The sequence below is a fragment of the Pseudomonas sp. GW822-FHT02G04 genome (genome assembly GCF_058802085.1).
Genome location: NZ_JBXANU010000015.1, coordinates 1 through 23,477, shown reverse-complemented (window position 1 = coordinate 23,477; position 23,477 = coordinate 1). Strand labels below are relative to the sequence as shown.

At 60.1% G+C, this 23,477-nt stretch carries 20 protein-coding genes; 16 read left to right on the top strand and 4 right to left on the bottom strand.

From position 1 onward, the window contains the following. Positions 1-33 precede the first annotated feature (33 nt). Complete coding sequence (gene rapA, locus AC1RO5_RS18740) at positions 34-2,880, top strand: RNA polymerase-associated protein RapA (protein WP_493176857.1); 2,847 nt, start codon at positions 34-36, stop codon at positions 2,878-2,880. Positions 2,881-3,074: 194 nt separating this feature from the next. On the opposite strand, the gene AC1RO5_RS18735 is transcribed toward rapA, so the two are convergent. Next, positions 3,075-4,442, bottom strand: coding sequence for a spinster family MFS transporter (locus tag AC1RO5_RS18735; protein WP_256580779.1), 1,368 nt, complete (start codon positions 4,440-4,442; stop codon positions 3,075-3,077). Positions 4,443-4,704: 262 nt separating this feature from the next. Here AC1RO5_RS18735 and AC1RO5_RS18730 point away from each other — a divergent pair, with 262 nt between their 5' ends. Then, complete coding sequence (locus AC1RO5_RS18730; RefSeq protein WP_493176855.1) at positions 4,705-5,112, top strand: YkgJ family cysteine cluster protein; 408 nt, start codon at positions 4,705-4,707, stop codon at positions 5,110-5,112. Between the two features lie 106 nt (positions 5,113-5,218). After that, the gene (locus AC1RO5_RS18725; RefSeq protein ID WP_493176853.1) at positions 5,219-7,501 is read left to right on the top strand and encodes a putative bifunctional diguanylate cyclase/phosphodiesterase; all 2,283 of its coding nucleotides are present in this window, start codon (positions 5,219-5,221) and stop codon (positions 7,499-7,501) included. On the opposite strand, the gene AC1RO5_RS18720 is transcribed toward AC1RO5_RS18725, so the two are convergent. Then, a complete protein-coding gene (locus tag AC1RO5_RS18720) occupies positions 7,392-8,288 on the bottom strand; it encodes an NAD(P)-dependent oxidoreductase (RefSeq protein ID WP_493176851.1) in 897 nt (298 codons plus the stop codon). The genes AC1RO5_RS18725 and AC1RO5_RS18720 overlap by 110 nt on opposite strands. Before the next feature lie 197 nt (positions 8,289-8,485). On the opposite strand from AC1RO5_RS18720, the gene AC1RO5_RS18715 reads away from it, so the two are divergent. After that, positions 8,486-10,681 (top strand): hypothetical protein, encoded by a 2,196-nt coding sequence (locus AC1RO5_RS18715; RefSeq protein WP_493176849.1) that lies wholly within the window; start codon positions 8,486-8,488, stop codon positions 10,679-10,681. A 311-nt stretch (positions 10,682-10,992) separates the two neighbouring features. Here AC1RO5_RS18715 and AC1RO5_RS18710 read toward each other — a convergent pair whose 3' ends face one another. Further along, on the bottom strand, positions 10,993-11,298 hold the full coding sequence (locus AC1RO5_RS18710) for a DUF2288 domain-containing protein (protein WP_026345679.1): 306 nt from the start codon (positions 11,296-11,298) through the stop codon (positions 10,993-10,995). A 350-nt stretch (positions 11,299-11,648) separates the two neighbouring features. On the opposite strand from AC1RO5_RS18710, the gene AC1RO5_RS18705 reads away from it, so the two are divergent. From AC1RO5_RS18705 to AC1RO5_RS18665, 9 genes are all read left to right on the top strand, one after another. Beyond that, positions 11,649-12,776: a branched-chain amino acid ABC transporter substrate-binding protein gene (locus tag AC1RO5_RS18705; RefSeq protein ID WP_019580926.1), complete on the top strand. Its 1,128-nt coding sequence runs from the start codon at positions 11,649-11,651 to the stop codon at positions 12,774-12,776. A gap of 227 nt (positions 12,777-13,003) precedes the next feature. Beyond that, complete coding sequence (gene livH, locus AC1RO5_RS18700; RefSeq protein ID WP_007935857.1) at positions 13,004-13,927, top strand: high-affinity branched-chain amino acid ABC transporter permease LivH; 924 nt, start codon at positions 13,004-13,006, stop codon at positions 13,925-13,927. After that, positions 13,924-15,180 (top strand): high-affinity branched-chain amino acid ABC transporter permease LivM, encoded by a 1,257-nt coding sequence (locus tag AC1RO5_RS18695; protein ID WP_493176847.1) that lies wholly within the window; start codon positions 13,924-13,926, stop codon positions 15,178-15,180. The genes livH and AC1RO5_RS18695 overlap by 4 nt, the downstream gene beginning before the upstream one ends. Continuing rightward, positions 15,177-15,944, top strand: coding sequence for a high-affinity branched-chain amino acid ABC transporter ATP-binding protein LivG (gene livG / locus AC1RO5_RS18690; protein ID WP_018926895.1), 768 nt, complete (start codon positions 15,177-15,179; stop codon positions 15,942-15,944). The genes AC1RO5_RS18695 and livG overlap by 4 nt, the downstream gene beginning before the upstream one ends. Further along, positions 15,945-16,646 (top strand): ABC transporter ATP-binding protein, encoded by a 702-nt coding sequence (locus AC1RO5_RS18685; RefSeq protein WP_018926896.1) that lies wholly within the window; start codon positions 15,945-15,947, stop codon positions 16,644-16,646. A 201-nt stretch (positions 16,647-16,847) separates the two neighbouring features. After that, entirely contained in the window at positions 16,848-17,153 is a 306-nt protein-coding gene (locus AC1RO5_RS18680) for a BufA1 family periplasmic bufferin-type metallophore (protein WP_493176845.1), read from the top strand. Positions 17,154-17,179: 26 nt separating this feature from the next. Further along, a complete protein-coding gene (bufB, locus tag AC1RO5_RS18675; RefSeq protein WP_493176843.1) occupies positions 17,180-18,034 on the top strand; it encodes an MNIO family bufferin maturase in 855 nt (284 codons plus the stop codon). Then, a complete protein-coding gene (locus tag AC1RO5_RS18670) occupies positions 18,031-18,792 on the top strand; it encodes an HvfC/BufC N-terminal domain-containing protein (protein WP_493176842.1) in 762 nt (253 codons plus the stop codon). Before bufB ends, AC1RO5_RS18670 begins: the two co-directional genes overlap by 4 nt. Continuing rightward, positions 18,789-19,271, top strand: coding sequence for a DoxX family protein (locus AC1RO5_RS18665; RefSeq protein ID WP_493176840.1), 483 nt, complete (start codon positions 18,789-18,791; stop codon positions 19,269-19,271). Before AC1RO5_RS18670 ends, AC1RO5_RS18665 begins: the two co-directional genes overlap by 4 nt. 41 nt (positions 19,272-19,312) lie before the next feature. Here the strand turns inward: AC1RO5_RS18665 and AC1RO5_RS18660 are convergent, their stop codons facing one another. Further along, positions 19,313-20,227, bottom strand: coding sequence for a LysR family transcriptional regulator (locus AC1RO5_RS18660; protein WP_019580939.1), 915 nt, complete (start codon positions 20,225-20,227; stop codon positions 19,313-19,315). A 105-nt stretch (positions 20,228-20,332) separates the two neighbouring features. On the opposite strand from AC1RO5_RS18660, the gene AC1RO5_RS18655 reads away from it, so the two are divergent. The 3 genes from AC1RO5_RS18655 (at position 20,333) to AC1RO5_RS18645 (ending at position 23,400) form a co-directional block, all read left to right on the top strand. Further along, positions 20,333-20,932, top strand: coding sequence for a short chain dehydrogenase (locus tag AC1RO5_RS18655; RefSeq protein WP_493176838.1), 600 nt, complete (start codon positions 20,333-20,335; stop codon positions 20,930-20,932). A 93-nt stretch (positions 20,933-21,025) separates the two neighbouring features. After that, the gene (locus AC1RO5_RS18650) at positions 21,026-21,691 is read left to right on the top strand and encodes a COG3650 family protein (RefSeq protein WP_493176836.1); all 666 of its coding nucleotides are present in this window, start codon (positions 21,026-21,028) and stop codon (positions 21,689-21,691) included. A gap of 95 nt (positions 21,692-21,786) precedes the next feature. Further along, positions 21,787-23,400: an NAD(P)/FAD-dependent oxidoreductase gene (locus tag AC1RO5_RS18645; RefSeq protein WP_493176835.1), complete on the top strand. Its 1,614-nt coding sequence runs from the start codon at positions 21,787-21,789 to the stop codon at positions 23,398-23,400. The last annotated feature ends 77 nt before the right edge of the window (positions 23,401-23,477 follow it).

The window sequence follows — 23,477 nt, the reverse complement described above, 5'->3', positions numbered from 1 at the left end:
TAGCCCGCTTTTTCAAGGTGGGAGTCAGGCAGCATGGCGCAGCAGTATCAACCGGGGCAACGCTGGATCAGTGACAGCGAAGCCGAGCTGGGTTTAGGCACCGTTCTGGCACAGGACGGCCGCTTGTTGACCGTGCTCTACCCGGCCACTGGCGACACTCGCCAGTACGCGCTACGGAATGCGCCCCTCACCCGCGTGCGGTTTTCGCCGGGTGACTCGATTACTCACTTCGAAGGCTGGAAACTGACCGTACAGGAAGTCGACGACATCGACGGCCTGCTGGTCTACCACGGCCTCAATGGGCAGAACGAAGTGGTCACCCTGCCGGAAACCCAGCTGTCGAACTTCATTCAGTTCCGACTGGCGAGCGACCGTCTGTTCGCCGGCCAGATCGACCCGCTGGCCTGGTTCTCCCTGCGTTATCACACCCTGGAACACACCAGCCGCCAGTTGCAGTCCTCTCTTTGGGGCCTGGGCGGCGTGCGCGCGCAACCGATTGCGCACCAGTTGCACATCGCCCGTGAAGTCGCCGACCGTATCGCGCCGCGGGTTCTGCTGGCCGACGAAGTGGGCCTGGGCAAGACCATTGAAGCCGGTCTGGTGATCCATCGCCAACTGCTCTCGGGCCGCGCCAACCGCGTGCTGATCCTGGTGCCGGAAAACCTCCAGCACCAGTGGCTGGTGGAGATGCGTCGCCGCTTCAACCTGCAAGTTGCGCTGTTCGACGAAGAACGCTTCATCGAAAGCGATGCCGCCAACCCGTTCGAAGACACCCAGCTCGCTCTGGTGGCGCTCGAATGGCTGGTGGAAGACGAGAAGGCCCAGGACGCGTTGTTCGCCGCCGGCTGGGATTTGCTGGTGGTCGACGAAGCGCACCACCTGGTGTGGCACGAAGACCAGGTCAGCCCTGAGTACTCCCTGGTGGAGCAACTCGCTGAAGTCATTCCCGGCGTATTGCTGCTGACCGCAACCCCGGAACAACTGGGCCAGGACAGCCACTTCGCCCGTCTGCGCCTGCTCGACCCGAACCGTTTCCATGACCTGCATGCCTTCCGCGCCGAGAGCGAAAACTATCGCCCGGTGGCCGAAGCCGTTCAGGAGTTGCTGGACAAAGGGCGCCTGTCGCCTGAAGCGCACAAGACCATTCATGGCTTCCTCGGCAACGAAGGCGAAGCCCTGCTGAGCGCAGTCAACGATGGCGATACCGAAGCCAGCGCCCGTCTGGTCCGCGAACTGCTCGACCGTCACGGCACTGGCCGCGTGCTGTTCCGTAATACCCGTGCCGCCGTGCAAGGTTTCCCGGAGCGCAAACTGCACCCGTACCCGCTGCCGTGCCCGACCGAATACCTCGAACTGCCGTTGGGCGATCACATCGAGCTGTACCCGGAAGTCAGCTTCCAGTCCCAGCCGGACGCCAACGAAGAAGAACGCTGGTGGAAATTCGACCCGCGCGTCGAGTGGCTGATCGACACCCTGAAAATGCTCAAGCGCACCAAAGTGCTGGTGATCTGCGCCCACGCCGAAACCGCCATGGACCTGGAAGACGCCCTGCGCGTGCGTTCCGGCATTCCGGCCACGGTGTTCCACGAAGGCATGAACATCCTTGAGCGTGACCGCGCCGCCGCCTACTTCGCCGACGAAGAATTCGGCGCCCAGGTGCTGATCTGCTCGGAAATCGGCAGTGAAGGTCGCAACTTCCAGTTCTCGCACCATCTGGTGCTGTTCGACCTGCCGTCGCACCCGGACCTGCTGGAGCAGCGTATCGGTCGTCTCGACCGGATCGGCCAGAAGCACATCATCGAACTGCACGTGCCGTACCTGGAAACCAGCCCGCAAGAGCGGCTGTTCCAGTGGTACCACGAAGCGCTGAACGCATTCCTCAACACCTGCCCGACCGGCAACGCCTTGCAGCATCAGTTCGGCCCGCGCCTGCTGCCGCTGCTGGAAGAGACCGACGATGGCGAGTGGAAAGCGCTGATCGACGAGGCCCGCGCCGAGCGTGAGCGCCTGGAAGACGAACTGAACACCGGTCGCGACCGCTTGCTGGAACTCAACTCCGGCGGCGCGGGTGAAGGCGATGCGCTGGTCGAAGACATCCTTGAACAGGACGATCAGTTCGCCCTGCCGATCTACATGGAAACCCTGTTCGACGCCTTCGGCATCGACAGCGAAGACCATTCGGAAAACGCGCTGATCCTCAAGCCCAGCGAAAAAATGCTCGACGCCAGCTTCCCCCTGGGCGACGACGAAGGCGTGACCATCACCTACGACCGCAACCAGGCGCTGTCTCGTGAAGACATGCAGTTCATCACCTGGGAACACCCGATGGTTCAGGGTGGCATGGACCTGGTCCTGTCCGGCTCGATGGGCAACACCGCCGTGGCGCTGATCAAGAACAAGGCGCTGAAACCGGGCACCGTGTTGCTGGAACTGCTCTACGTCAGCGAAGTGGTTGCCCCGCGTTCGCTGCAACTGGGCCGCTACCTGCCGCCGGCCGCCCTGCGCTGCCTGCTCGACGCCAATGGCAATGACCTGTCGGCCCGGGTGTCGTTCGAAACCCTGAACGATCAACTGGAAAGCGTGCCCCGCGCCAGCGCCAACAAGTTCATCCAGGCCCAGCGCGACCAGCTGACGCCACGGATCAACGCCGGTGAAGAGAAGATCACCCCGCGTCACGCCGAGCGCGTGGCCGAGGCGCAACGTCGCCTGGCGGCCGATACCGACGAAGAACTGGCGCGCCTGACCGCCTTGCAAGCGGTCAACCCGACCGTGCGCGACAGCGAACTGGTTGCCCTGCGCAAGCAACGTGAGCAAGGCCTGGCCATGCTCGACAAAGCCGCGCTGCGGCTGGAAGCGATCCGGGTGCTGGTAGCGGGCTAAACCGCCCTGCTCCATCGCCAAAAATGAAAAGGCCCGCAGCGATGCGGGCCTTTTTGTTTGCCTTGTCCCGCCCGCCGATCGTTCCCACGCTCCGCGTGGGAATGCAGCCCGGGACGCTCCGCGTCCCTTTCCGGAGCAGGAACGCGGAGCGTCCCTTGAGGCATTCCCACGCAGAGCGTGGGAACGATCAATCCTCAGGCCGTGACCGCAGCGCCCTTTGGCTCAACCACCGCCACCAACCCTTCCTTCATCCGCTTGGCATCCCGTACAAAACACCGCGACGCCAAAAACAGAAACACCATGGTGAAAAACAGCGCCACCGGGATCAGGTACATCGCGTCATGCAGGCCGACTGCCTTGAACGCCTCGGTCATCTGCTCGGCACCCGCCGAGAGCATCGCGGTATGGGCGAAGTGATCGGACAGACCGCCCACCACTACCGGCCCCAAACCACCGCCCAACAGATACAACCCGGCAAAGAACAACGCCATCGCCGTCGCCCGCAGGCGTGGTTCGACCACGTCCTGAATCGCCGTGTAGACGCAGGTGTAGAAGTTGTAGGCGAACAACCACCCCAGGCTGAACACCGCGACAAACACCCCGATTTCGATTCGTCCGGCGTGCAGCGCCCAAGCCGTGCACAAGGTCGAAATGATCAGGCTGAATGCGGCGAACAGCAGTCGCCCATTGGCCACCCGCTGGTGAATCTTGTCGGCAATCCAGCCGCCGAGTGTCAGGCCGAACAACCCGGTCACCCCGACGATCACCCCGGTCGCCACCGCCGCGTCCTGCAACGGCATCAGGAAATAACGCTGCAGCATCGGCACCAGAAACGAGTTGCAGGCATACGTGGCGAAGTTGAAGCACAGCCCCGCCATCACCAGCCACAGGAAAGTCGGCACCGCCAGCACTCGGCGGATCGGCCGGTCCACGCGTTCCTGAGACACTTGCACGCTTTCCGCCGCGCCACGTTTCGGCTCTTTGATGAAGAACATGAAGACCGCCAGGATCAGCCCCGGCACCGCCGCGATAAAGAACGGCGCACGCCAGCTGTCGAACGCCTTGACCATCGCACCAATGGTGAAAAACGCCAGCAGCAGGCCCAGCGGCAAGCCGAGCATGAAAATGCCCATGGCCCGCGCCCGACGATGCGCCGGGAACAAATCGCCGATCAGCGAGTTGGCGGCCGGCGCGTAACTGGCTTCACCGATGCCGATGCCCATGCGCACGATCAGGAAACTCCAGAAACTGCCCACCAACCCGTTGACCGCGGTCAGCCCGCTCCATGCCGCCAGGCCCCAACCCATCAGTTTGCTGCGCGAGCCGGTATCGGCCAATCGCCCCAGAGGCAGGCCGGCAATGGCGTAAACGATGGTGAATGCGGTCCCGATGATCCCCAGCTGAAAGTCGCTGAGGTGCCATTCCATGCGGATCGGCTCGATGATGATGGCCGGGATGGTGCGGTCGAAGAAATTGAACAGGTTGGCCAGGAACAACAGGAACAGAATGCGCCAGGCATTCGCCGCTTGGGTCGAGTTCTGCATGGGTCCGTCTCTTTTTATTGTTGTTGGGGCCGTCACTGTCCCCGGAACCTCCAATCTAGTCAGGCCCGTCAGGGCTGTCTGTCATTATTCGCAAGGTTGATATCAGCTCATGGCGCCACGCATAACCTGTGGGATCAGTGCTGTCAGGAAGCCAGGTTTTTCACCATCAATCGGAGGATAGAAAAATACCTCTGCGCCCCCCTTCCCAACGTCATGGCGAAGCCTAGAATAGCGGCCTTGTCTGCCCACCCCGTTCCCATTCCTCCTTTGATCATTGCCCATGTCCGAAGTCAGTCCGTGTCTGAATTGCGGTGCCTGCTGTTCTCATTTTCGCGTGTCTTTTTTCTGGGGTGAATGCACCTCGGCCGGGGGCACGGTGCCTGACGAACTGGTCGCATCCATCAGCCCCAGCCGGGTGGCCATGCTGGGCACAGACTGCAAACCCGTTCGCTGTGTCGGTCTGGTGGGCGAAGTGGGCAGCACCGTGCAGTGCTCGATTTACGATCAGCGTTCCAGCACTTGTCGGGAGTTCGACGCCTCTTGGGCCAATGGCGAAGCGAACGTGGATTGCGATGCGGCACGGGCCGCGTTCGGGCTGCCCGCCCTGCAACCTGAATTCGAAACGCCTTTGAGCAGATCGCCTAAGGCGCCGCATCGACCGCCATTGAGCCAATTAAAAAAAATTTAGACATCAATGTGCCATCACCCCTTGCGCTCTGTATAAGCCCTCTATACTGCCAGCATTCGCCAGCGCGCATGACGCAGGCCAAGATGACTCACAGACGGGACATGCTATGGAGTGGCTTGGTTTGCATTTCATGACCGGGCTGCCGGAAAGCGGGCAGGTCATACTCAATTGCACCCATAACCCGTTTCTGGTGTTGCTGGCCTATCTGGTCGCCTGCACGGCCGGTTTCGCCACGCTGGACATGACCGAGCGGGTGGGTCATGTGGAAAAATCCGCCTCTCAACGACTCTGGCGCTGGGTCGGTGCCGGGTGTCTGGCGGGCGGTATCTGGTCCATGCACTTCATCAGCATGCTGGCGTTCCAGGTGCCGATCGAAATCCATTACCACCTGCCCACCACCCTGATCTCGCTGTTGTTCGCCCTGACCGCCTCGTGGCTGGCCATGTACACCCTAAGCCATCCCCAACTGAATTTCTGGCAATACCTGCGGGCCGCGGTGTGGATCGGCCTGGGCATCGCGACCATGCACTACGTGGGCATGGCCGCTCTGCGATCGAATGCACTGGTCTATTACCAACCCGCCCTGTTCGTGCTCTCCGTCGTGATCGCCATCGGTGCCAGCCTGGCTGCCCTGTTGATTTCCAGTCACTTGCGCGATGACACCGGTGCGTATCATCTACTGCTCAAATACACCGCCAGCCTGGTGCTCGGGGCTGGCATTGTCAGCATGCATTTCACCGGCATGGCATCGCTCAACCTGGTGCTGCCCGATGACAGCCTTCAACCGCTGCCCGGCGACAACAATCACCTGCAACTGGGGCTGACGGTGGCGGTGATGGCGCTGTTGATCATCGGCAGCAGCATCAGCGCCGCACTGGCGGACAAGAAGCTGCAACACAAGGATTCCGACCTGCAGCGGGTCAATGCCCTGCTCGGTCAACTGGATCAGGCACGCATGTCACTGCAACAGGTGGCGCATTACGACCCCTTGACCAACCTGCTCAACCGCCGGGGCTTCAACCAGCTCTTCGCCGAAAAACTCATCGAAAAAACCAACGAAGGCGGCATGCTCGCGGTGATATTCCTCGACATCGACCACTTCAAGCGGATTAACGACAGCCTTGGCCATGACGCCGGCGACGAACTACTCAAAGTCCTCGCCAACCACATCAAGGCCTCGGTACGCAGCCACGAAGATGTGGTGGCGCGCTTCGGAGGCGACGAATTCTGCCTCCTCATCAACCTGTACGACCGCGAAGAAGCCCGGCATATGGCCCAGCGCATCATGCTGAAAATGAAGGACCCCATCGAGTTGTCCGGACGGCGCATGGTCATGACCACCAGCATCGGCATCAGCCTGTTTCCGGAAGACGGCAAGACCTGCGAAGAACTGCTGAAGCACGCCGACCTGGCGCTGTATCAATCCAAGGGCAGCGGTCGTAACGGCTTGCACTTTTTCAGTTCAAACCTGAAAGCCCGCGCCACCCTGGAGCTGCAACTCGAAGAAGAACTGCGTCACGCCCTGCGCGAAGACTCCGGGTTGATGCTGTATTACCAACCGATCTATGACCTGAGAATCGGCAGAGTCACCAAACTTGAAGCGCTGGTCCGCTGGCAACACCCGGTTCACGGATTGCTGACGCCGGACCGGTTCATCGCCATCGCCGAGGCCAACGGTCTGATCGCCGAACTGGACAATTGGGTATTGCGCAAAGCCTGCGCAGACCTGGGCGAACTGTCCCGCCACGATTGCGAAGACCTCAAGATCGCAGTGAATTGCTCGCCCCTGAACCTGGCGCGAGAAGAACTGGCCGATGAAATCGAACACGCCCTGCGCGTCTACGGGGTGACGCCCCAGCGACTGGAGCTGGAGGTGACCGAGAATGCATTGATGGGCAATATTTCCAATACCCTGGTGTTGCTGCGGCAGATTCGCGCCCTTGGCGTTTCGTTGTCGATCGACGACTTCGGCACCGGCTATTCATCCCTGGCCTACCTCAGGCGCCTGCCGTTAAACACGCTGAAGATCGACCGCTCCTTCATTCAGGACATCCCCAAGGCCACCCAGGACATGGAAATCGTCCAGGCCATTATCGTCATGGCCCACACCCTGCATTTGCAGGTCGTCACCGAAGGCGTCGAGACCATCGAGCAATACGACTTTCTCCAACGCCACGGCTGCGATTTCGTCCAGGGCTACCTGCTCAGCCGTCCGGTGCCGCTGACTGAGTTACGGCCGGTGCTGGCCGAAATCAACCAGCGCAAGCACACGCATGCCGTCAATCCGGTGAGTCTGGCTCACGGTACAACTGCACTAACGTCGACGGATCCTTTTCCAGGAACCCCTGCCCCCCATGGAGTCGCATCAGTTGTGCGGCCAATCCGCTGATCGGCGTGGCCGAACCCTGTTCGCGGGAAAACTTCACGGCGGTGTCGAGATCCTTGAGCAGCGTGCGTACGTGCCATTTCACGGGCTCGAAACGGCTTTCGGCCATTTGCGGCGCGAGAATCTGCAACGGTTTTGAATCAGCGAAACCACCGGCCAGCGCCTCGGCAATCAGGCTGGCATCGACCCCGGAACGTTCGGCCAGGGCCACCACTTCAGCAATGACCAAGGCATTGCAGGCGACGATCATCTGATTGCAGGCCTTGGTCACCTGCCCCGCGCCGACCGCGCCCATGTGGGTCACGCGCTGGCCAAGGGTCAGCAACACCGGCCGCACGCGCGCCAGGTCTGCCGCCTCGCCACCGACCATGATCGCCAGGCTGCCGGCCTCGGCGCCGACCACCCCGCCGGACACCGGCGCATCGAGCCAACCCATCCTGGTTTTATTGGCCAGTGCTGTGGCCATTTCCCGTGTTGCGGTGGGCTCCAGGCTGGAAAAATCCACCAGCAACTGGCCGCTTTTCGCTCCCTCGGCAACGCCAGCCGCGCCAAACACCACCTCACGTACCACCGCGGTATCGGCCAGGCACAACATCACCACGTCGGCGTGCTGACACAGCTCGGCCGGTGTCGCCACTTGCCGTGCGCCGGCCTCGACCAGCGCTGCACACTTGGCCGGGTTACGGTTCCATACCGTCAGCGGATAACCGGCCGCCAACAAGCGTCGGCACATCGGCAGACCCATCAGGCCGATTCCGGCGAACCCCAGCGCAGGCAACGTTGCCATCATTTAGCCTCTCTTTGATTAAAGATCATCGAATATTGGCCGATTCATCATGGTTAAGGAAAGGATTCCCCCGAGCGATGTTCAGGCCAAGGCCCTGACGCTTGGGCCACATTCGCGCTAAAAAAAGACGCGAGATCCCATTCCGTGATGACTCGATGACACTTGTCGACGAGCCGACCAGTCCAGGTATATGGCGCACAATGACTTCTAAAAACAATCCGGCCACCGCGGTATCCGACCTGACCCTGAGCCCCGCGGCGAACAGCCCCTCATCGTCGAAGCCATTGCCCCCGTCGCGTCCGCTGTCGACTCAGCAATACTTGTACTTCACCGAAACCAATACCGACCGCATCCTCGACAACCTCGACGGCCTGCGCGACCTGGTGTTCCCGCGCCCGCCCCATCTGGAAGGCGATAACGAACAGCACAACGACCAGGAATTCCCCTCGGTGTGCCTGATCGGCCTGGGCCGCTGCGGTTCGAACATCGCGCTGGACGTGGCGGAACTGGTGTACAACGCCCGCAAGTTCTACCTCAACGAATTCAACAACGAAGACCGTCTGTCGCCGGACAAGCGCTACGCCGAAAAGGGCTACAGTCCGGCGCAGTGGATTCGCAACAATCTGCGCCTGGGGCCGAACAAGGCCACCAAACCGGTGTTCCTGGTGGAACCGCTGGTGATGCTCGGCGACCTGGACAAGGACATCGCCGGTCGCATCCGTTTCTCGCGCAAGGGCGAAAAAAGCGGCTTTTTGCGCGACTACAGCAAAATGAAAATCATGGACTTGTCGGAAGTCCACGCCGGTGGCGCCGGTAACGCGCCGATCCTCGGCCAGTATCTGGCCAAGATCATCCTGAACAAGGACACCCAGCGCTTCTCCAGCCCCGACTGGAAGATGATTCACTCGTACCTGATCGACAGCTGCGGGATCAAGGCCAACCAGTCGCGCCTGTATTTCTCGATCTTCAGTGCCGGCGGCGGTACCGGTTCGGGCATGGCCTCGGAATTCGGCCTGGCCCAGCAGCACTCGTACATGAACAAGACGTTCGACACCAAGCCAATGGATGAGCACGACGGCAAGAGCGGCCATTCCTTCGTCTTCGAGCCGATCTTCACCAGCGGCATCTGCGTACTGCCGAACATTTCCGATCACCGCAGTGAAATGTCCGAAGCGCTGCACATCAACGCCGGTCGCCTGCTGTGCAAATACCTGTCGGAAGAGTGGGACTTCTCCTACAACTTCGCCAACGAAGACAGCAGCGAAGCCAGCGTCATGGGCCGTATCCGCCCATGGAACGCGATGATGCTGATCTCCAACGACATCATGCGTTATGCCGAAGAAAGCGATGACGGCAACATCCAGAACATCGACGTCAACGCGATGGAAAAGCACGCCAACCAGTACATCTCACAGCAGATCTTCAACATTCTGACGGCGCAGGCGGTGACCACCGACTACGACCAGAACTATTTCCGTCGCGCTGGCATCGACATCGGCGAAACCATTCGCCTGGACGCCAACGACCTGTTCATGAGCCTGGCCGGCCCGGTGGCCATTGCCTACGCCGAATCCGTGGTGCCGGAAACCCCGCCGCCGAGCAGCGACAAATTCAAGGTGTTCGACAAAGAACCGCAGCGCCTGAACATCGACGATCTGTTCTTCCGCTCCATCGACCTGCCGCACTTCAACAAAGTCACCCAGGCGATTGAAGGCATCAGCCTGTTGCCAATCGAGTCCAAGCGCTACCGCGCCTCGCTCGAGCAGTACAAGAATTCGGGCTATGACGCGGCCGCGCTGCACGACCTGCACTTCTTCAAGAATTGCTCGTCGGTGGTGTCGATCGTGTCCTTGCCCAAAGACTACAAACTGTCCTACATGGACCTGAACCGGTTGAAGACTCATCTCAACAGCCTGTTCCCCAACACCACGCTCAAGCGTTATGCACTGGTGATCGGCGCCTCGGCCAACCTGTCGCTGACCACCCTGATCGCCAAGAGCCCGTGCCTGTCGGACGACTTCCTGACGCTGATCGTGGCGTTCATCAAGCGTTGCTTCGCAAAAAATCCGTATCGCTTCGACGAAACGCTGGATAACTCGATCCTGGACTTCATCATCCATGAAGACTTCGACGAAGACCGGATCGACGACCTGCTCAACGAATTCGAAAACCCGGCGAAGATCCTCGACACCAACTGGTACGCGATCAAACCGATGTACGAGAAGAAGTACCGCGAGCTGATCAACGACAAGGACAAGTTCGTCTCGATCAATGACATTCGTTTGTCGCGCGATTGCGTGAAGAAGGCGATCAAGTACCTACGCGAGATCTACCGTCACCGGATTGGCAAGACCAAGGTTATTTCGCTGAATAACCATACGGGCAAGACCTTCTAAGCCCGGCGAGACCGTGTCGCGGCCAATCGCGAGCAGGCTGATGATCGTTCCCACGCTCCGCGTGGGAATGCCTCAATGGACGCTCCGCGTCCGCTTTTGGGACGCAGAGCGTCCCGGGCTGCATTCCCACGCAGAGCGTGGGAACGATCACAATTAAGCAGCCCATCGGCTGCTCAATAAACTGTTCCCGTTACGTTTACGTCACCGTTATACCGGCCTTTCTGTGGCCTTTCTCCACGGCAACGTGCCATCACGCTACTCGGCTACACACTTTTGCCCGACAAAACCAAGCACCAAATCGGTGCAAGCCTTCAAGCCTTCGCCCTTTCCTGGATCATAATCCACGGCGAAACAACCACGGCCCACAGCTCCGGATCACGCTCGAAAATATCCAGCGCCCGCGTTTCAGACAGCTTGGCGACCTTGTCGGCGGCCAGCCAGGCAGCGACTTTCTCGCCTTCATCGGTCGCTACGGCCTCCGCCGCCGCGATCAAATCCAGACCAGGATCGACCCACAATAGGGCACCCTTGGCAAAGAACGGCTCCAACTCTTTCCAGGTAATAGATGCGGTTTCACCAAGCAGCTTGGCATAGAGGGTGCTAGGTTCTTGAGTCATGGGTTGCTGTCCGCAAAAGAAATCGATGTGAATGATAACGTCGGTATTGCGCCAGAAAAACCCGGATGCAATTGCGTCACCGATTGAAAAACCCGGGAAAGCCAGGGAATGCTGTCGCTTCAAGTATTAGCCAGCTAACATCCTGCCGCGATTCTGTCTTTTTCTTTCAACAAAGCGACACCCTCAGGTTTTGCCCCCTGGCGCCAGCTTCCCAGGCTAACAATCGGCGCTCTACACTGTACCGGTACAGTTGCCGGGGGCATTTTCCGGAGGATATCGACGATATCTGACCCGGTTCTGCTGCTACGGCGCCAGGACTATAAAAACTACAACAGCAAGAGTGGAGCACTATGACTAAGGCTACTAAGCAGATTTCCAAACTGTTTGCCGCTATGGTTCTGGCCGGGGTTGCCAGCCATTCGTTCGCCGCCGACACCATCAAGATCGGCATCGCCGGCCCTAAAACCGGCCCGGTCACTCAGTACGGCGACATGCAGTTCATCGGCGCCAAGATGGCCATCGAGCAGATCAACGCCAAAGGCGGCGTCGACGGCAAGATGCTCGAAGCCAAGGAATACGACGACGCGTGCGACCCTAAACAAGCCGTGGCCGTCGCCAACAAAGTGGTCAACGATGGTGTGAAATTCGTTGTCGGCCACCTGTGCTCCAGCTCCACCCAGCCAGCTTCGGACATCTACGAAGACGAAGGCGTGATCATGATCACCCCGGCCGCCACCAACCCGGACATCACCACCCGTGGTTACAAGCTGGTGTTCCGCACCATCGGCCTGGACAGCGCCCAAGGCCCTGCCGCCGGCAACTACATCGCCGATCACGTGAAACCGAAGATCGTTGCTGTGCTGCACGACAAACAGCAATACGGTGAAGGCATCGCCACCGCCGTGAAACAGACCCTTGAGAAGAAAGGCGTCAAGGTTGCCGTGTTCGAAGGCCTGAACGCCGGTGACAAGGACTTCTCCTCGATCATCCAGAAGCTCAAGCAAGCCAACGTCGACTTCGTCTACTACGGCGGCTACCACCCGGAGCTGGGCCTGATCCTGCGCCAGTCCCAGGAAAAAGGTCTGAAAGCCAAGTTCATGGGGCCTGAAGGCGTCGGCAACGACTCCATCTCGCAAATTGCCCAGAATGCTTCCGAAGGCCTGTTGGTCACCCTGCCGAAATCCTTCGACCAGGACCCAGCCAACAAAGCGCTGGTACAAGCCTTTGCCGACAAGAAGCAGGACCCAAGCGGTCCGTTCGTGTTCCCGGCCTACTCGGCTGTCGAAGTGATTGCCGAAGGTATCAAGGCTGCCAAGAGCGAAGACACCGCCAAGGTGGCTGAAGCCATTCACAAAGGCACCTTCAAGACCCCGACCGGTGATCTGTCGTTCGACAGCAAGGGCGACCTGAAAGACTTCAAATTCGTGGTCTATGAGTGGCATTTCGGTAAACCAAAAACCGAAGTTTCCCCTCAGTAAGCTAGCTCCATGATTAATAGAGCCCACTGCGCAAGCAGTGGGCTTTGTTTTACGAGATTAATGAGTCAGAGTCCCGCGATCCGGGAGTTGGCTTACCTGAAAATCTTAAAACCGTCACCAGCGGTTCGCTGGCAAACGCTCGTGCGAAGGTGGCCACAGACCACACAGCCCGGGCCGGAACATGACTCCACCAGTGAAATGCGTATCAGGTTTTTAGGAGCGCTGTAATGCCTGAGATCTATCACTTCTTCCAACAGCTGGTTAATGGGATGACCATTGGCAGCACCTATGCCCTTATAGCCATTGGCTACACAATGGTTTACGGCATTATTGGAATGATTAACTTCGCCCATGGCGAGGTCTACATGATCGGTTCCTACGTGGCCTTCATCGTCCTTGCCGGACTGGCCATGCTGGGTATCCATTCTCTGCCGCTGTTGATGACCGCCGCATTCCTGGCGACCATCGTTGTTACCAGTGCCTACGGCTACAGTATCGAACGGATCGCCTACCGCCCTCTGCGCGGCAGTAACCGTCTGATCCCGCTGATCTCCGCCATCGGCATGTCGATATTCCTGCAAAACAGCGTACTGCTCTCGCAGGACTCCAAGGACAAATCGATCCCCAACCTGATTCCGGGCAGCTTCAGCTTCGGTCCAGGCGGCGCAGAGGAAGTGCTGATCTCCTACATGCAGATCCTGGTGTTCGTGGTGACCCTGGTGGTGATGCTCTGTCTCACCCAGTTCATCTCGCGTTCACGTCTGGGACGCGCCTGTCGGGCCTGTGCCGAAGACATCAAGATGGCCAACCTGCTGGGCATCAACACCAACAACATCATCGCCCTGACCTTCGTCATCGGTGCCGCCCTGGCGGCCGTGGCGGCCGTACTGCTGAGCATGCAGTACGGCGTGATCAACCCTAACGCCGGATTCCTGGTAGGCCTCAAAGCCTTTACCGCGGCGGTTCTGGGCGGCATCGGCAGCATTCCGGGCGCCATGCTCGGTGGTCTGGTGCTGGGGGTAGCCGAAGCATTCGGCGCCGATATATTCGGTGACCAGTACAAGGACGTGGTGGCTTTCGGCCTTCTGGTTCTGGTGCTGTTATTCCGGCCAACCGGCCTGCTGGGCCGTCCGGAGGTTGAGAAAGTATGACTAGGAATCTTAAACAGGCGCTGTTCAGCGCCCTGCTGGTATGGGCCGTGGCCTATCCGGTACTCGGCCTGAAACTGTCCATCGCCGGGATCAACCTCGCAGTGGAAGGCGCCAGCACCTCCACGCTGATCATCATCGCCACCTGCTCGGTGCTGATGTTCCTGCGTGTGCTGTTCGACCGCGAATACTCGGCGGCCATGAGCTCCGTGCCCAAGGGCAAACTGATCCCGGCCAGCGCGAGCCACTTCCTGACCCTGCCGACCACCCAGCGCTGGATCATCATGGCGTTGATCGTCGCGGCACTGGTGTGGCCGTTCTTCGGTTCACGCGGTGCGGTGGACATCGCCACGCTGATCCTGATCTACGTGCTGCTCGGCCTGGGCCTGAACATCGTGGTCGGTCTGGCCGGTCTGCTCGACCTCGGTTACGTCGGCTTCTACGCCGTGGGCGCCTACAGCTATGCGCTGTTGTCGCACTACTACGGCCTGAGCTTCTGGATCTGCCTGCCGATTGCCGGGCTGATGGCGGCCACTTTCGGCTTCCTGCTCGGTTTCCCGGTGCTGCGCTTGCGCGGTGACTATCTGGCGATCGTGACCCTGGGCTTCGGTGAGATCATCCGTCTGTTCCTGCGCAACCTGACGGGCCTCACCGGTGGACCGAACGGCATCAGCAACATTCCCAAACCGTCGCTGTTCGGCCTGACCTTCGAAAGAACGGCCGCCGAAGGCATGCAGACCTTCCACGAGTTCTTCGGCCTGACGTACAACCCGGTCAGCAAGGTAGTTTTCCTCTACCTGGTGGCGCTGTTGCTGGCGCTGTTCGCGTTGTTCGTGATCAACCGTCTGCTGCGCATGCCGATCGGCCGTGCCTGGGAAGCCTTGCGCGAAGACGAAATCGCCTGCCGTGCCCTGGGCCTGAATCCGACCGTGATCAAGCTGTCGGCCTTCACCCTGGGTGCCTGCTTCGCCGGTTTCGCCGGTAGCTTCTTCGCCGCGCGCCAAGGGCTGGTCACGCCGGAGTCGTTCACCTTCATCGAGTCGGCCACCATTCTCGCCATCGTGGTGTTGGGCGGCATGGGCTCGCAGTTGGGCGTGGTTCTCGCGGCTGTCGTGATGATCCTGTTGCCCGAGTTGATGCGTGACTTCAGCGAATACCGCATGTTGATGTTCGGCGCCTTGATGGTGCTGATGATGATCTGGCGTCCTCAAGGTCTGCTGCCCATGCAACGCCCTCACATGGAGCTGCGTAAATGAGCAGAGAGATCCTGAAAGTAGATGGCCTGAGCATGCGCTTCGGCGGCCTGTTGGCGGTTAATGGCGTAGCCTTGAGCGTCAAAGAGAAACAAGTGGTATCGATGATCGGCCCCAACGGCGCCGGCAAAACCACCGTGTTCAACTGCCTGACCGGGTTCTACAAACCCACCGCTGGCACTATCCAGCTCAACGGTGAAGCGATCGAAGGCCTGCCCGGCCACAAGATCGCCGGCAAAGGCGTGGTGCGGACTTTCCAGAACGTGCGGCTGTTCAAAGACATGACCGCCGTGGAAAACCTGCTGATCGCCCAGCACCGGCACCTGAACACCAACTTCCTGGCCGGCCTGTTCAAGACCCCGGCGTTTCGCCGCAGCGAACGCGAGGCCATGGAATACGCCGAGTTCTGGCTGGAAAAGGTCAACCTCAAGGAGTTCGCCAACCGTCCGGCCGGCACCTTGGCTTATGGTCAGCAGCGCCGCCTGGAAATCGCCCGCTGCATGATGACCCGTCCAAGCATCCTCATGCTCGACGAACCGGCCGCCGGCCTCAATCCGCGGGAAACCGACGACCTCAAGGCGCTGATCGGCACTCTGCGTGAAGAGCATAATGTGACTGTGCTGTTGATCGAACACGACATGAAACTGGTCATGAGCATTTCCGACCATATCTTCGTGATCAACCAGGGCACACCGCTGGCCAACGGCACGCCGGAGCAGATCCGCGACAATCCTGAAGTGATCAAAGCCTACCTGGGGGAAGCGTAAATGCTGCAGTTCGAAAACGTTTCCACCTTCTACGGCAAGATCCAGGCGCTGCACAGCGTCAACGTCGAAGTCCGCCAGGGCGAGATCGTGACCCTGATCGGTGCCAACGGTGCCGGCAAGTCGACCCTGCTGATGACCCTCTGCGGTTCGCCGCAAGCCCACAGCGGCAGCATCCGCTACATGGGCGAAGAGCTCGTCGGCCAGGACTCGTCGCAGATCATGCGTAAAAGCATCGCCGTGGTTCCGGAAGGCCGTCGGGTGTTTGCCCGTCTGACCGTTGAAGAAAACCTCGCCATGGGCGGGTTCTTCACCGACAAGGGCGACTATCAGGAACAGATGGACAAGGTTCTGGGACTTTTCCCACGCCTGAAAGAACGCTTTGCCCAACGCGGCGGCACCATGTCCGGCGGCGAACAGCAAATGCTCGCCATCGGTCGCGCGCTGATGAGCAAGCCCAAGCTGTTGCTGCTCGACGAGCCATCGCTGGGCCTGGCACCGATCATCATCCAGCAGATCTTCGACATCATCGAACAACTGCGCAAGGACGGTGTGACGGTGTTCCTGGTGGAGCAGAACGCCAACCAGGCCCTGAAAATTGCTGACCGTGCCTACGTGCTGGAAAACGGCCGGGTGGTGATGAGCGGAACAGGCGAAGCGCTGCTGACCGACCCGAAAGTGCGCGAAGCGTACCTCGGCGGATAATCCTTTGCGGTAATCAAAAAACGGCCTTCGGGCCGTTTTTTGTGCCTGCCACCATCCCCACAACAATGAAGCTCCTACAGGGGTTCACGTATTTTTTTGAGTTTTTTTTGTTGGGGCTGTAACGCCTCGCCCTGTCGTTTCTCTAGAGCGGTAAGCAAGCACAAACGCTTGCCATACCAAGCTCAATTTCGGAGAAACATCATGACTGCTACCACCCGCACCCTGTCCGCCACCGCCCTGGTTCTGGCCCTCGGTTCTGCCCTGAGCATCGCCGCGGTCTCCACTGCCCATGCCGCTGACGCCAACATGGAAAAATGCTTCGGCGTGGCCATGAAAGGTCATAACGATTGCGCCGCTGGTGCTGGCACCACTTGCGCTGGCACCGCCAAAACCGACTACCAGGCCAACGCCTGGAAACTCGTCCCTCAGGGCACCTGCGCCACCACGATGAGCAAAACATCACCCACCGGTTTCGGCCAGATGGAAGCCTACAAAGCCAAGTCGTAATCAGCCCCCCAGCCTGAGTGTCGACCATGAACCATTTATTCTCCGGGCTCCCGCCCCGCTCCGGGCTGGGGCTCAAGACCGAGCACTTTCGTGAAGTGCTCGGTGCACAACCGGACATCGGTTTCTTCGAAGTCCACGCCGAAAACTACATGGTGGCCGGCGGCCCGTTTCATCATTTTCTGGGGTTGATCCGCGAGCAGTATCCGCTGTCGCTGCACGGCGTTGGTTTGTCCATCGGTGCCGAAGGTCCGCTGGATGCTCTGCACCTGCAAAGGCTGGCCACGCTGATCGAGCGCTATCAACCCCACTCCTTTTCCGAACATCTGGCCTGGTCCAGCCATGGCCCGGTGTTTCTCAACGACCTGCTGCCCCTGGCCTACGATGCGCCGACGCTGAACCGCGTCTGCGAGCACGTCGATCAGGTGCAGAACACACTCAAACGCCCGATGCTGCTGGAAAACCCGGCGACATACCTGGCGTTCCAGCACTCGACAATCGATGAGGCCGACTTCATCACTGAAGTCATTCACCGCACCGGCTGCGGCCTGCTGCTGGACGTCAACAACGTTTACGTTTCCTGCATCAATCACCAAAAAGATCCGCTGGCCTACATCGACGCCCTGCCGCTGCACGCGGTGGGAGAGATTCATCTGGCTGGGTTTGCCGAAGACACCGACAGCCTCGGTGACCGTCTGTTGATCGACGATCACGGTGCGCCCGTCGATAACGCGGTGTGGGCGCTGTACTCGCGGGTGCTGGAGCGGGTCGGCCCGATCGCCACGTTGATCGAACGCGACAACCGGTTACCGGCCTTCAACGTGCTGCACGCCGAAGCCCGGCATGCCGATGAGTTGTTGCACCGCGCCGGGAGCCGGCAATGAGCATTCAAGCCGCTTTTGCCGCCGCCCTGCTCGATCCGCAACGGCCCTGCCCCGAGGGTGTGTTCAGTGCCAACGGCGCCGATCCGGCCAGCCGTTTCGCGGTGTATCGCAACAATGTGCAGAGCTCGTTGATCGACGCCTTGGCCGACAGTTATCCGGTGGTTGTGCAGTTGGTCGGTGACGAGTTTTTCCGGGCGATGGCGCTGCTGTATGTGCAGAGTTGCCCGCCGCAAAGCCCTCTCATCAACGACTATGGCAAGGACTTCGCCGAGTTCATCGGCAGTTTTGAACCGACAGCCAGCGTGCCTTATCTGGCCGACGTGGCGCGGCTGGAGCGCTTGCGCGTTCAGGCCTATCACGCCGCTGACGCGCAGCCCGTGAGCCATGAGCAGATCGCCGCCGTGCTGTCGGACCCACAGGCACTGAGCGAGCTGACGATTGGGCTTCACCCCTCCCTCAATCTGCTGACTTCAGCCTTCGCCGTGGTCGCAATCTGGGCGGCGCATCAACAGGACGCGACGCTGACCGGAATCGACCTCGACCACGGGCAAAACGCGCTGGTGTTGCGCAATGGACTGGAGGTTGAGGTCTTCGCTATCGACGATGGCGCCAGCACCTTCATTCAGAACCTGCGACTCGGCCAGCCCTTGAGCCAAGCGTTGGAAAGCGCGCCAGCCTTCGATCTCAGCCAAACCCTGGCCCTGCTGATCAGCCACAACGCCATCACCCATTTACACCACAATCAGGTATCGCCATGAACACCCACAACCCCATCGCCCGCGCCATCGCGCTGCTGGAAAAGATCCCCCACAGCCTGATCGCCTTTATCGCGCGTTTTTCCATTGCCGCGGTGTTCTGGAAGTCCGGACAAACCAAGGTGGAGGGCCTGGCCATCGACTTGATCGACGGCACCTTTGAACTCGGCGTACCAAGGCTGGCGGACTCGACCATTCCGTTATTCCAGAGCGAATATCACCTGCCGTTGCTCTCCCCGGAACTGGCGGCGCACCTGGCGGCCTTCGCCGAGCATTTCTTTCCGGTGCTGATCCTGATCGGCTTCGCCACGCGCTTTTCGGCCCTGGCGCTGCTGGGTATGACCCTGACCATTCAACTGTTCGTGTACCCCGATGCGTATCCGACCCACGGCACCTGGGCGGCGGTGTTGCTGTACTTGATGGCGACCGGGCCCGGCAAGTTGTCGATCGATCACCTGATTGCCCGGCGTCACGCCCGCTGATACCAACCTCAGAACTCCCATAAAGGTTGTGTGGTGAGACGTTATCGTTGAAGCCGATCCAACGCCTCACCACTGCGTTTGAACCAACCGATCAAATAGTCCGCCAGCACTTGGGTACGCTTCGGCAGCCCGCCCTGATACGGATGCACCAGATACATCGGCATGCTGCGGGTTTGATAATCACGCAGGAGCCAGCGTAAACGTCCATCAGCCAATTCCTCTTGCAACAGATAGGACGGCAAACGCGCAATGCCCGCACCGGTCAGTGCAGCTTTCTTCAAGAGGTTGTAATGGTTGCTGGCGAACGGACCCGACACTCGCACCCGCGTTAATTCGTGCTGTTGGTGATAGAGCCATTCTTCGCGACCGCTGTAATGGCTATTGAGCAGGCAGCGGTGTTCGGCCAGTGCCTGAGGCGTCAGCGGCTCACCGAATCGCTCAAGATACGCGGGGCTGGCGCAGGTCATTTCGTGCCAGGCCAGCAGCGGTCGGGCGACCAGGCGTTCGTCGTTGGCCACTTCCGAGCGGATCGCCAAGTCAAACCCGTCCCGGGACAAGTCGCGGTAGTGGTTGTTGAGCTCCAGCTCGATCTGCACCTCGGGGTACTGCCGGGAAAATTCCAGTAGTGCGCCGTCAAAGAACGTTTCCCCCAATGAAACCGGCACCGTCATCCGCACAGGGCCGGCCATGTCGTCTTTCAGCCGCGCCAACGCCTGACGCGCACGCTCCACTTGCACCACCAGCGCCTGGGCTTGCGGCAATAGCGCCGCCCCCGCCGCCGTCAGGCTCAAGCGGCGAGTGGTGCGTTGCAGCAACACCACGCCAAAGCGTGTTTCCAGCAGGCTGATGCGCTTGGAAAGTTGCCCTTTGCTGCAACCCAGTTGCTGGGCGGCCAGGGTGAAACTGCCCGCCTCAATCAATACCGCGAACGCCGCCAGGTCATCCATTTCGCTCATGGATTGTTTCCTTTTGAAAACCAAAGGTTGCCCATTAGCACGCTTATTAATAAAAAAACCACACTAGACTTAAATTTAAATCCAACCCATTTAAGGAACAGCACGATGAAAATTCTTTTGATTGGCGCCTCTGGCACCGTCGGTTCAGCCATTGACCATGAACTGTCTCAGCGCCACAAAATCATTCGTATCGGCCGTAAAAGCGGTGATTTCCAGGTCGACATCAGTGACAGCGCCTCGATCCGCAAACTGTTCGAACAGACCGGCAACTTCGATGCGCTGATCTGCGCTGCCGGCAGTGTCAACTTCGTGCCGCTGGCCACCATGACCGAACAAGACTTCGAACTCGGCTTGCGCGACAAGCTGATGGGCCAGGTCAACCTGCTGCTGATCGGCCGGGAATTCGCCAATGACGGTGCGTCATTCACCTTCACCACCGGCATCCTCAGTCACGATCCGATTCGTACCGGCAGCTCCGCGTCGCTGGTCAACGGTGCCCTCGACGCCTTTGTTCGTGCGGCGGCGATCGAACTGCCACGCGGTCTGCGCATCAACTCGGTCAGCCCGAACGTGCTGGTCGAAGCCATGGGCAGCTATGCGCCGTACTTCCGTGGTTTCAAACCGGTTCCCGCCGCCGAAGTAGCGCTGGCCTACGCCAAAAGCGTGGAAGGCCTGCAGACCGGCCAGACCTATCGCGTCGGCTAAACCAGACTCGCCCACAGAAAAGCGAGAACATTGCAGGGTTGTGATGAACGGTCAGGCTGAGTAACGTGGCGACACTTGTCTGGAGACTCAAAGATGCGTGTTGCCCGTTCCCTGGTACTTGTTGCCCTGCTTCCGTTGTTCGCCGCTTGCCAATTGCTCGATGGCCCACGGCAAAGCGCTTCCCATGTGGGCCAGACCCGTATGCAGGGCCAATTGACGGCGGCCGACGGCAAGCTGCTGTTCCAGCCGTGTAATGAGCAGCGCAGTTTCGTGGTCAATGACATCGGTGGCACCAGCATCCTGCAAGAGGCCGCGACCCTGGCCGATGATCAGGGCAAGCTGTTCGCCGATGTGCGCGGCCGGATCGTTGCCAGTGGTGCTGATAGCCAACTCGACCTTACTCAGCTGTACCGCGTCGAGCGCTCAGGCACGGCGTGCGACGATCCCAACTTCAAACAGCTGATCCTGCGAGCCGCCGGCCATGGCCCGGAGTGGAACGTCAAGGTCAGCGGCAAGGGCATGATCATCGACCGCGCCGGTCAGCCGCCCCTGGCCCTGCCGTACGTTGAAGAACAACTGGGCGATGGCCGCTTCAACCTCAGCACCGAAGCCAATAATCAGCGCATCGAGCTCTGGGTCGCGCCGCAACGTTGCGTCGACAGCAGCACCGGCAGCGTGCAGCACATGAGCGCCGAGTTGCGTATCGACGGCCAGGTGCAACGCGGCTGTGGGTATTTCGGCGGATCGCGTGACGACTGATCGTTTTAGCCTCACTGGAATCATCCTTTGAGGCTTATAATCGCGGGTTTCAAACGCCCTGGCGCAGTTGTGCGCCCCGCGAACCGGATCCCGTCATGTTACGAATCACCGAACTCAAGTTGCCGATCGACCATCCCGAAGAAGACCTGCGCCCTGCCATCGTGCAGCGCCTGGGCATCGCCAGTGATGACCTGCTCGATTTCACCTTGTTCAAGCGCAGCTACGATGCGCGCAAAAAGTCCTCCGAACTGTGCTTCATCTACACCATCGACCTCAACGTTCGCGATGAGGCGGCGGTGCTGCGCACGTTCGCCGATGACCGTAACGTCAACGTGGCGCCGGATGTCGGCTACAAAGTGGTCGGCCAGGCGCCGGCCGACCTGAGTCAGCGTCCGATCGTGGTCGGCTTCGGCCCGTGCGGGATCTTCGCCGGCCTGGTGCTGGCGCAGATGGGCTTCAAGCCGATCATCCTCGAACGCGGCACCGAAGTGCGCCAGCGCACCAAGGACACTTGGGGCCTGTGGCGTAAAAGTGTGCTCAACCCCGAATCCAACGTGCAATTCGGTGAAGGCGGCGCGGGGACGTTCTCCGACGGCAAGCTCTACAGCCAGATCAAGGACCCGAAATTCCTCGGTCGCAAGGTGCTGCACGAGTTCGTCAAGGCCGGCGCTCCGGAAGAAATCCTCTATGTCAGCAAGCCGCACATCGGGACGTTCCGCCTGACCGGTGTGGTGGAAAACATGCGTGAGCAGATTCGCGCCCTGGGCGGCGAAGTGCGCTTCCAGCAGCGGGTTACCGATGTGCTGATCGACGACGGCCAACTGGTGGGCGTCGAACTCCATGGCGGCGAACAGATCCATTCGAAGCACGTGATTCTGGCCCTCGGCCACAGCGCCCGGGACACCTTCCGCATGCTTCACGGCCGTGGCGTGTACATGGAAGCCAAGCCGTTCTCGGTGGGTTTCCGCATCGAGCACCCACAGTCGCTGATCGACCGCGCACGCCTGGGCAAATACGCTGGCCACCCGAAACTCGGCGCTGCCGACTACAAACTGGTGCACCACGCCAAAAACGGTCGTTCGGTCTACAGCTTCTGCATGTGCCCGGGCGGCACCGTAGTGGCGGCGACCTCCGAGCCGAACCGCGTGGTCACCAACGGCATGAGCCAATACTCGCGTAACGAACGTAACGCCAACTCCGGGATCGTCGTCGGCATCACCCCGGAAGTCGATTATCCGGGCGGCCCGCTGGCCGGCATCGAATTGCAGGAACGCTTGGAATCCCACGCCTTTGTGCTGGGCGGCAGCAACTACGAAGCACCGGCGCAACTGGTCGGCGACTTCATTGCCGGCAAGCCCTCTACCGAATTGGGCAGCGTCGAGCCGTCTTACAAACCGGGCGTTGCCTTGGGTGATTTGGCCCTGGCCCTGCCGGCGTTCGCCATCGAAGCGATTCGCGAAGCCTTGCCGGCGTTCGAGAAGCAGATTCGTGGCTACTCGTTGCACGACGCCGTGTTGACCGGAATCGAGACGCGCACCTCCTCGCCGCTGCGGATTACCCGTAACGAGTCGATGCAGAGCCTGAACGTGAAGGGTTTGTTCCCGGCGGGTGAAGGCGCGGGTTATGCGGGCGGGATTCTGTCGGCGGGCGTCGATGGTATTCGGATTGCCGAAGCAGTGGCCCGAGACATTCTAGGCCTGGAGGCCTGACATGATCGTTCCCACGCTCCGCGTCACTAGTGTCCGGTAAAACCTTTTCAGAGCTGAAGGCTGCCTTGGGCAGCCTT